This window comes from Streptomyces sp. NRRL B-24572 (assembly GCF_002156145.1).
Taxonomy (GTDB): domain Bacteria; phylum Actinomycetota; class Actinomycetes; order Streptomycetales; family Streptomycetaceae; genus Streptomyces; species Streptomyces vietnamensis.
In genome coordinates, this window is record NZ_MWIG01000352.1 from 1 (window position 1) to 10198 (window position 10198).

At 67.4% G+C, this 10198-nt stretch carries 8 protein-coding genes and 1 pseudogene; all 9 read right to left on the minus strand.

Annotated elements, in window-relative coordinates:
- Positions 1-133 (minus strand): helix-turn-helix transcriptional regulator (locus CCN56_RS21480; protein WP_143664588.1); only part of this gene is annotated, 133 nt, incomplete at its 3' end.
- A gap of 234 nt (positions 134-367) precedes the next feature.
- Positions 368-619: a peptidoglycan-binding protein gene (locus CCN56_RS44725; RefSeq protein ID WP_256962078.1), complete on the minus strand. Its 252-nt coding sequence runs from the start codon at positions 617-619 to the stop codon at positions 368-370.
- Positions 620-743: 124 nt separating this feature from the next.
- Positions 744-1463 (minus strand): annotated as a pseudogene (locus CCN56_RS44730) (peptidoglycan recognition family protein); the annotation flags it as partial.
- A gap of 132 nt (positions 1464-1595) precedes the next feature.
- Positions 1596-2684 carry an ABC transporter ATP-binding protein gene (locus CCN56_RS21490; RefSeq protein ID WP_086829140.1) on the minus strand — a complete coding sequence of 363 codons (1089 nt, stop codon included), beginning with the start codon at positions 2682-2684 and terminating at the stop codon, positions 1596-1598.
- Positions 2677-3732 (minus strand): ABC transporter ATP-binding protein, encoded by a 1056-nt coding sequence (locus CCN56_RS21495; RefSeq protein WP_086829142.1) that lies wholly within the window; start codon positions 3730-3732, stop codon positions 2677-2679. The genes CCN56_RS21490 and CCN56_RS21495 overlap by 8 nt, the downstream gene beginning before the upstream one ends.
- A gap of 14 nt (positions 3733-3746) precedes the next feature.
- On the minus strand, positions 3747-4700 hold the full coding sequence (locus tag CCN56_RS21500; protein WP_086829144.1) for an ABC transporter permease: 954 nt from the start codon (positions 4698-4700) through the stop codon (positions 3747-3749).
- Positions 4693-5625: an ABC transporter permease gene (locus CCN56_RS21505; protein ID WP_179199935.1), complete on the minus strand. Its 933-nt coding sequence runs from the start codon at positions 5623-5625 to the stop codon at positions 4693-4695. Before CCN56_RS21505 ends, CCN56_RS21500 begins: the two co-directional genes overlap by 8 nt.
- Before the next feature lie 170 nt (positions 5626-5795).
- Positions 5796-7439 (minus strand): ABC transporter substrate-binding protein, encoded by a 1644-nt coding sequence (locus CCN56_RS21510; protein ID WP_086829148.1) that lies wholly within the window; start codon positions 7437-7439, stop codon positions 5796-5798.
- Positions 7440-7929: 490 nt separating this feature from the next.
- Positions 7930-9831, minus strand: a complete 1902-nt coding sequence (gene typA / locus CCN56_RS21515) for a translational GTPase TypA (protein WP_041131070.1) — start codon at positions 9829-9831, stop codon at positions 7930-7932.
- Positions 9832-10198 lie beyond the last annotated feature (367 nt).

A 10198-nucleotide genomic window follows, 5' to 3' on the forward strand; every position in this document is an offset into this window, starting at 1 on the left:
CGAACTGCTCGACCGCGACCCGGCTCGGCAGCTGCTTCCCGTTGAGGAACCGCTCCCAGGACGAGCGGCTGTAGTGGGTCTTGGCGGCCAGCCTGCCGTAGCTGAGCCCCGACCGTTCCTTGACGGCCCGCATCCGGGCCGCGAGGCGGTCCTGCGCCCGGCCCGAGGACTCGGAGCCGGACTCCTCCTTGTCGAACACGAAATCTCCCCCCGTTCACTGGATCGAACGCTTTGCGAACGGGGAGAGTATCGCGCCGACCTGACGGATTTCGGTCGAGGAAGCTCACGTGTCGGTGGGTGCCCTCACGGGCGAGATGTCGACGGAGGCTTCTCCTTGTCGGGGTCCGCGGCCGGGCCTCGTCCGGGGTCAGGCGAGGAGGCGGCTGAAGGTGCGGGCGTCGGCCAGGCCGTCGGCGGGCAGCCCGACCGTGTTCTGGAAGGTCGCGACCGAGGCCAGGGTGCCGGGGCCGAAGGCGCCGTCGACGTCCGTCGGGACGCCCTTGGCGGTGAGCAGGAGCTGGACCGCCTTGACGGCCTCGCCGGTGTCCCCCTGCCGTACGGGCACGGCGAGTTGGTGCCAGGTCTGGTTGCCGGCCCAGCCGTCGGACGTCGCGGTCACGAGCGTCTGGAAGTCCCGTACGGCCTGCTCGNNNCCGCAGCTGCGGGAGCATCGCGTACAGGCGGTCGCCGGGGCACTCGGTCGCGTTGAAGTCCCGGTGCCCGTAGATCTGGTAGGCGCGCAGCCCGTACTGACCGCAGATGTACGCGCACAGCTCGACCAGCTTCGCGTACTGCTCTCCGCGCGGGTCGACGGTGAGGTAGGTGCCCTCGTTCTCGATGCCGATGGCGATGGTGTTCTGCCCCGCGCAGTGCGCCGACTCCACGGTCTGGGTGCCGCCCTGGAGCGCGGCCAGGCTGCCGTGCCGGCCCTCCGTGACGTACGCGCCGCGGGAGACGGTGAAGTGCTGGCCCGTGTCGATCCAGTGCTTTTCGTCCATCGCCCAGTCCTGCATGGAGCGGGCGAGTCCGAAGGCCTGGGCCTGCGAGTAGTCGGTCGTGTTCGGCGTGTCCGTGTGGTGCACGATGATCTTCTGCGGCGGGGTCGGCAGGACCCGCACCGGGCTGCTCGGAGGGCGGGCCCCCCACGCGGTGGTGTCCGCGACGGAGGGCCCGGTCGCGGCCTGCGCCTGGCCGGTCGCCCACAGGGGCAGCACGGTCGCGGCGCCGAGCGCGAGCCCGCCGGTGAGCAGGGAACGGCGGCTGGGGGTCGGTTCGTTGACCGGGGTCATGTTGGTCCTGAAGTCGTCGGCGATGTGCGGCAGTTGGACTGCGTCGTGACACACACTGCCAGTCCCGCCGCCCGTCCCGGTGGGAGGAGACGTCCCGCAGGGATCACGGGACGGGACGGGGGACGCGGGACGGGAGCGGGACGCCCGTATGCCGGTCCTGTGGGACGTCTCCATCGCTTGCCACCGCCGCGCGTCCCCGTCGCGTGTCGCCGTCGCGCGGACGGCGCGGGGGCCGGGAACGCCGAAGGCCCCCGGCACCCTTGCGGGTGACGGGGGCCTCTCGGGCTTCGGTGCGCGCTCGGTGCGTCAGTGCACCGGGACGACCTGCTTCTCCTCGGCGAAGTGGCACGCCGAGAAGTGCGCGGCCGGGGTGTCCTCACCCTGGAAGCGCTGCGGGACCGCGAGGACCGGCACCTCCTGGGAGCACTTCTCCTGCGCCTTCCAGCAGCGGGTGCGGAAGCTGCAGCCCGACGGCGGGTTGGCCGGCGAGGGGACGTCACCGGTGAGGATGATCCGCTCGCGGTGCGCGCGGGCCTCCGGGTCCGGCACCGGCACCGCGGAGAGCAGCGCCTGGGTGTACGGGTGCGTCGGGTGCTCGTAGATCTGCTCGTCCGTACCGATCTCGGCCATCTTGCCGAGGTACATGACGCCGACGCGGTCCGAGATGTGCCGGACGATCGACAGGTCGTGCGCGATGAAGATGTAGGAGAGGTTGAACTCGTCCTGCAGCTTCCCCATCAGGTTGATGACCTGCGCCTGGACGGAGACGTCCAGGGCCGAGACCGGCTCGTCGCAGATGATGATCTCGGGGTTGAGCGCGAGGCCGCGGGCGATGCCGATGCGCTGGCGCTGGCCGCCGGAGAACTGGTGCGGGTACCGGTTGATGTACTCCGGGTTCAGACCGACGACGTCGAGCAGTTCCTGCACCTTGCGGCGCCGGTCGCCCTTCGGGGCCACCTCGGGGTGGATGTCGAAGGGCTCGCCGATGATGTCGCCGACCGTCATGCGCGGGTTCAGCGAGGTGTACGGGTCCTGGAACACCATCTGGATGTTGCGGCGGACGGCCTTCAGCGCGCGCCCGGACAGCTTGGTGATGTCCTGGCCCTTGTAGAAGACCTCGCCGGCGGTGGCCCGCTCCAGGTTCATCAGGAGCTTGGCGACCGTGGACTTGCCACAGCCGGACTCGCCCACGATGCCGAGGGTCTCGCCCTGGAAGAGGTCGAAGGAGACCCCGTCCACGGCCTTGACCGCGCCGACCTGCTTCTTGAAGAGGATGCCCTGCGTCAGCGGGAAGTGCTTCTGCAGGTTGCGCACCTGGAGGATCGGCTCACCGGCGGCCACGGGGGCCTCGATGGCGGCGGCCACGGCCTCGTCGTTGTTGCTGAGGTCAGCCATGGATCGTCTCCTTCCAGAAGTGGCAGGCGCTCTTACGGCCCGGGAGATCCGCGCCGTCCTGCTCGGTGACCGGCACCAGGGCCGGGATCTCCGTACGGCAGATGTCGTCGGCCTTGGGGCAGCGCGGGTTGAAGGCGCAGCCGGTGGGCACCTTGAGCAGGTTGGGCGGCAGGCCCTTGATCGCGTAGAGCTCCTGGCCCTTCTGGTCCAGGCGCGGGATCGAGTCGAGCAGACCGCGGGTGTACGGGTGGGCCGGACGCTTGTACAGCTCGTGCACCGGAGCCTGCTCGACGATCCGGCCGGCGTACATCACGGCGATCTTGTCCGCGACGTCGGCGACGACGCCGAGGTCGTGGGTGATCAGGATCAGGCCCATGTTGTATTCCTGCTGGAGCTCCGCGAGGAGGTCCATGACCTGGGCCTGGACGGTCACGTCGAGAGCCGTGGTGGGCTCGTCGGCGATGATCAGGTCCGGCTCCAGGGCGAGCGCCATGGCGATCATGATGCGCTGGCGCATGCCGCCGGAGAACTGGTGGGGGTAGTCGTCGACCCGGGCCTTGGCGGCGGGGATCTTGACCTTGTCCATCAGCTCGATGGCCTTGACCTTGGCGTCCTTCTTGGACATGCCGTGGTGCACCCGGAACATCTCGCCGAGCTGGTAGCCGACGTTGAGGACCGGGTTGAGGGAGGACAGCGCGTCCTGGAAGATCATGGCGATCTTCCGGCCGCGGATCTTCCGGCGCTCCTCCTCGGACATCTTCAGCATGTCCTCGCCGCGGAACAGGATCTCGCCCTGCGGGATCTTGCCGGGAGGCATGTCGAGGATGCCCATGATGGCCTGGGCGGTGACGGACTTGCCGGAGCCGGACTCGCCGAGGACGGCGAGGGTCTCGCCGGCGTTCACCGAGTAGTTGACGCCGTTGACCGCCTTGGCCACACCGTCACGGGTGTGGAACTCGACGTGCAGGTCCTTGACTTCGAGCAGCGGACCGGTGTGGTCGCCGCCGCGCGGCGCGGGGATGGCCGCGGTCTTGTCGATGATGCTCATCTGTTACGCCCTCCTCAGCGCAGCTTGGGGTCGAGGGCGTTGCGGACGGCTTCGCCGAGCATGATGAACGCCAGAACGGTGAGGCTCAGCATGATCGAGGGCCAGAGCAGGATGTGCGGGGCCACTCGGATCTGCGTGACACCGGCGGAGATGTCGACACCCCAGGAGACGGTCGGGGCGGCGAGGCCCAGGCCCAGGAAGGACAGGGTCGCCTCGGCCGAGATGTAGCCGCCGAGCGCGATGGTCGCGACGACGATCACCGGGGCCATGGCGTTCGGCAGGATGTGCTTGAACAGGATCCGGACGGTGCCGGCGCCGAGCGCCTTCGCCGCGTGGACGTAGTCGGCCTGCTTGACCGTGATCACGGCACCGCGCATGACGCGGGTGATCTGGGTCCAGCCGAGGAACGCGAGGGCGAAGACGACGACCCAGACGGTCCGCTCGACGAAGGACTGCAGGACGACCATGGCGCCGAGCAGGAACGGGATGCCGAAGAAGATGTCGGTGATCCGGGAGAGGATCGTGTCGACCCAGCCGCCGAAGTAGCCGGCGACCATGCCCATGATGCCGCCGACGACCGTGACGATCGCGGTGACGGCGATGCCGACGATGATCGAGGCGCGGGTGCCGTGGATCAGACGGGCGTAGACGGAGCGGCCCTGGCCGTCGTAGCCCAGCCACTCCGGCGAACCGACCTTGCCCAGCTCGGGCTTGCCCAGGAAGTGGTGGACCAGGTCACCGGCGGTCGGGGACGCGCTGGTGAAGAGGGTCGGCCAGGCCGCGATCAGCAGCAGCAGCGCGATCAGCGCCGACGAGATGATGAAGTACGGGTTGCGGCGCAGGTCGGCCCAGGCGTCGCCCCAGAGGCTGCGGGCCTTCTCCTGCTTCGCCGCCGGAGCGGACGCGTCCACCGAGGGGGTGGCGACGGCGTCCTCGACGGCCGTGGCGGTCTTGGTCACGTCAGGCATACCGGATCCTCGGGTCCAGGACCGCGTACAGCAGGTCGATGAGCAGGCTGGTGACGAGGTAGACGAGCACCAGGATGGTGACGAGGCCCACCAGGGTCGAACCTTCACGCCGGGAGATCGACTCGGCGATGACGCCGCCGATGCCGTGGATGTTGAAGATGAACTCGGTGACGACCGCGCCGCCCATGATGGCGCCGATGTCGGTGCCGAGGAAGGTGACCACGGGGATCATCGAGTTGCGCATCAGGTGGACGCCGATGACGCGGCGGCGCGGCAGACCCTTGGCGACGGCCGTGCGCATGTAGTCGGCGCGCAGGTTCTCCGCCATGGAGGTACGGGTCAGTCGGGCCACGTACGCGAGGGAGAGACCGCCGAGCACGGCGGCGGGGGCGATCAGCTGGCCCCACTCGGGCTCGGTGCTGACGTTCGGCTCGATCCAGCCCAGGTTGAAGGCGAACACCATCTTGATGATGTAGCCGAGGACGAAGACCGGGATCGAGATGATCAGCAGGGTGAAGATCAGGATCAGGTTGTCGGCGAGACGGCCGGCGCGCAGACCGCCGACGATGCCGAGGCCGATGCCGAAGACCAGCTCGATGGCGAAGGCCAGAGCGCCGAGCTGCAGGGTGATGGGGAACGCGTCGCCCAGCACTTCCGTGACCGGAAGGCCGTTGCGGATCTGGGTACCGAAGTCCTGGTGCCAGATCATGTTCCACATGTAGCTGACGTACTGCTCCCACTGCGGCCTGTCGAGACCCAGCTCGTGGCGCTTCGCGGCGAGCGTCGCCGGGTCGGCGCCCTTGTCGCCGAACATGGCCAGCACGGGATCACCGGGCAGGCTGTGCACCATGAGGAAGATCAGCAGGGTCGTCCCGAGGAAAACCGGGATCATCTGGAGCAGTCGTCGTGCGACATAACGCCCCATCATGCCTCCGTTGAGATGTGACAGCGCAACCGACGGGCCCTCCCTCGACAGCATGCCCGGATCCGGGCATGCCGATGTCGTGGAAGGGCCCCCCAGCCGCTGCGTAAGGCGCCGAAACGGGACTGACGATCCGTCAGTCCCGTGACGGCGTGCGGACTACGCTTGGGTGATTACTTCTTGACCTCGACGCCGGTCAGGATCGGGTCGCCGTCCTGGCCGTAGGCGACACCCGAAACCTTCTCGGAGAAGCCCGCGTTGACCTTGTAGTACCAGAGCGGGATGGACGGCATGTAGTTCTTGAGGTCCTTCTCAATCGCCTGGTAGGCCTTGACGGACTCGTCAAGGGTCTTGGCGGAGTCGGCCTTCGCGATCTTGGCGTCCAGCTCCTTGTTGGAGAAGTCGCCCTGGTTGCCGCCGGCACCCGTGCGGAACAGGTCCGAGATGAAGTTGGCGTTCACCGGGTAGTCGAGCACCCAGCCGGAACGGTAGAGCGACTTGACCTGCTTGGTCTTACGAGCGGTCAGGTCGGCCTGGAAGTCCGGCTTGCCGTCGCCGACGCACTGGACGCTGGTGGCCTGCTGGATGGAGTTGCAGACAGCGTCCACCCACTCCTTGTGGCCACCGTCGGCGTTGTACTGGATCGAGATCTTGTTGCCCGGGACGCCGCCGCCGGCCTTGATGAGGGCCTTGGCCTGAGTCGGGTCGTACTTGGTGACGCCGTTGCCGCCGTCCTCCTGGAAGCCCAGGACGCCCTTGGCGACCCAGCCGGTCGCGGGCTCACGCGTGCCGTTCAGCACCGTCTTGGTGATGGTGGCGCGGTCGATCGCCATGGACAGACCCTGGATGACGCGCGGGTCGACCTGCTTCGGCTTCTTCCACTGGTCGGCGTAGAAGGCGACGGCGATGGTCTGGATCGCGGAGTACGCCTGGTCCACGGCGCGGTCGCCGAGGTCCTGACGGTAGACCGGGAGGTCCTTCGGCGCGATCTGACGCAGGACGTCGACGTTGCCGGACTTCAGGTCCTCGTACGCGGCCTCGAGGGTGGTGTAGTTCTTGAAGACCACACCGCCGTTCTTCGCCTTGTTCGGGCCCTTGTAGCCGTCGTACCGGGTGATCTCGATCTTCTTCTTGTGGTCCCAGCTCTTGAACTTGTAGGGACCGTTGCCGACCGGGGCCTGGCCGCGGGTCTTGGCGTCCAGCTTGTAGAAGGACTCCGGGAGCGGCGCGAAGACGATGTACGCGAGCTTGTGGCCGAAGTACGGGACGGACTTCGAGAGCTCGATCGTGAAGGTGTTCTCGTCGACGACCTTCAGACCCTCGAGCTTGTCGGCGGTCTGCTTGGCGCCCTCGGCGTCCGGGTGGACCTTGTCGTAGCCCTTGATGTCCGCGAACCAGGACGCGAGGCCCTGGGCGTTCTTCAGGCTGGCGTTCCAGTTCCACGCGTCCACGTAGGACTTGGAGGTGACGGGGGTGCCGTCGTGGAAGGTCCAGCCCGGCTTGAGCTTGACGGTCCAGGTCTTCGAGTCCGTCGTGGTGACCGATTCGGCGTTGACCATCGTCAGCGAACCGTCGGCCTTGTAGTCGACCAGGGTCGAGAACAGGCCGGCCATGACGGCGGAGCCGTTGGACTCCATCGTGTCGCCGGTGAGCAGGGGCTTCTCGGGCTCACCCAGCTCGACGGAGAAGATTCCGTTCGGGTCAACAGCCTTGGCGTCGTTGCCGCTGTCGCCGCTCTTACCCCCGCCACAGGCGGTCGCAGCAAGGGCGACGATGATCGCGCCCGTTACCCACTTGGCGCTCTTGGCACCGCGCATGGGTTCCTCCTCATGAGTCCACTTTGTCACTACAAGAGGGGCACTTCGAGTTTCGCCGACACCCCTGACGGCTTTGGACTCAAGTGCCCCGAGTGTGCTCGTGAGTCGGCACTCCCCACAGTGCGTGACCCATTGACCCGAGCTCAATGGAGCCAACTATTAAGTACGTCCGGGCTGTAAACCACACTTAAGCGGTCTCGTTTTGACAACATCACCGGGGCCTCGGAGACCGAAATCCGGACAAACTGAGCACAGACAGACACGCCCGAAACGGACTGTTAACACACGTACCGGAGAGCGATCGCCGATATGCGGACACTCGCCCTCCGAAATGGAGTTGACGAAACGTTGACCCGACTTGACGAAAAGCCCGGACCCCCACAGTGCCTGTGGGGGTCCGGGCTCCGGTGCTGACGTCGTGTCAACCGCGAGCGGCGAAGATCACAGAAGCATGATCTACCCCGCCGTCAGCGGCCGTATGCGACCTTACTCAGCCGTTCTTGGCGCGGGAAGCGGAACGACCGCGCTCCTTCTGGTCCAGGACGACCTTGCGGATGCGCACGGCCTCCGGGGTGACCTCGACGCACTCGTCGTCGCGGCAGAACTCCAGGGACTGCTCCAGGGAGAGCTTCCGCGGCGGGACGATCGCCTCGAAGGAGTCGGCGGAGGAGGAGCGCATGTTGGTGAGCTTCTTCTCCTTGGTGATGTTCACGTCCATGTCGTCGGAGCGGGAGTTCTCGCCGACGATCATGCCCTCGTACACCTCGGTGCCGGGGTCGGTGAACAGGACGCCGCGCTCCTGCAGGTTGGTCATCGCGAAGGCGGTGACCGCACCCGCGCGGTCGGCGACCAGCGAGCCGTTGTTACGGGTGACCAGCGGGCCGAACCACGGCTCGTGGCCCTCGTGGATCGAGTGGGCGATGCCCGTACCGCGGGTCTGGGTCAGGAACTCCGTACGGAAGCCGATGAGGCCACGGGACGGAACGACGAACTCCATGCGGACCCAGCCGGAGCCGTGGTTCGACATGTTGTCCATGCGGCCCTTGCGGACACCCATGAGCTGCGTGACCGCGCCCATGTGCTCCTCGGGGACGTCGACCGTGAGGCGCTCGACGGGCTCGTGGATCTTGCCGTCGACCTCCTTGGTGACGACCTGCGGCTTGCCGATGGTGAGCTCGAAGCCCTCGCGGCGCATCTGCTCGACCAGGATGGCGAGCGCGAGCTCACCACGACCCTGGACCTCCCAGGCGTCCGGGCGCTCGGTCTCGAGGACGCGGAGCGAGACGTTGCCGATGAGCTCGCGGTCCAGGCGGTCCTTGACCTGGCGGGCGGTGACCTTGCGGTCCTTCACGGCGGTCTTGGCGTCCGCGCCCTTGCCGGTGCCGCCACGGCCGACGAGCGGCGAGGTGTTGGTGCCGATGGTCATGGAGATGGCGGGCTGGTCGACCGTGATCAGCGGGAGCGCGATCGGGTTCTCCGGGTCGGCCAGGGTCTCGCCGATCATGATGTCGGGGATGCCGGCGACGGCGCAGATGTCACCGGGGCCGGCGACCTCGGCCGGCTTGCGGGTGAGCGCCTCGGTCATCATCAGCTCGGTGATGCGGACGTTGGAGATCGTGCCGTCCCGCTTGATCCACGCGACCGTCTGGCCCTTGCGCAGCTCGCCCTGCTCGACGCGGAGCAGCGCGATGCGGCCGAGGAAGTTGTCGGCGTCCAGGTTGGTGACGTGGGCCTGGAGGGGGGCCTCCTCGTCGTACGACGGGGCCGGGACGTGCTCCAGGATCGTGGAGAAGAACGGCTCCAGGTTCTCGGAGTCCTGCGGGACCGTGCCGTCCTCCGGCTTGGTCAGCGAGGCGATGCCGTCGCGGCCGCAGGCGTAGACGATCGGGAACTCGATCTGGTCCTCGTCGGCGTCCAGGTCGAGGAAGAGGTCGTAGGTCTCGTTGACGACCTCGTCGATCCGGGAGTCCGGGCGGTCCGTCTTGTTGATGCAGAGGATGACGGGCTTGCGCTGCTGGAGCGCCTTGCGCAGCACGAAGCGGGTCTGCGGGAGCGGACCCTCGGAGGCGTCCACCAGGAGGACGACGGCGTCGACCATCGACAGACCGCGCTCGACCTCGCCACCGAAGTCGGCGTGGCCGGGGGTGTCGATGATGTTGATCGTGATCGGGGCCCCGCCGTCCTTGGGGTGATACTTCACCGCCGTGTTCTTGGCGAGGATCGTGATGCCCTTCTCACGCTCCAGGTCGTTCGAGTCCATCATGCGGTCGTCGAGCTGCTGGTGGGCGGCGAAGGCACCGGCCTGCTTGAGCATGGCGTCGACGATGGTCGTCTTGCCATGGTCGACGTGGGCGACGATGGCGACGTTACGGATGTCGTGGCGCGTGGGCATGGGTGCTTGCGCTTCTCTCGGATCGTGGGATGCGGCGTCAGTTCCTCTTACGCCCGCCGGGCGGACGCGCCACGGCTATGTCCTATGGTACGGGGCTGCCGTGCAAGGGGCTTCCCCGGCTTGATCCGAGAGGGTCTACTGGGAGGTTTCAGGGTGTGGGGAAAGTCATGCGGGCCGGGTCAAGGGGCCGACGTGATCCTGCCCGCCGGGATCTCCGGCGGGCAAGGAAATTGAGCTGCTTCTGAGGTTGTGACCTGCACTTTCAGTGGTTGTGCTCGGTACCCTTGGTCGTTTCGGGCTTCTTGAACCCGATGTCCTGGTAGCGGGGGGCGGCGAGGCCCCAGGCCCCGGCGTTCACGAGATCGGC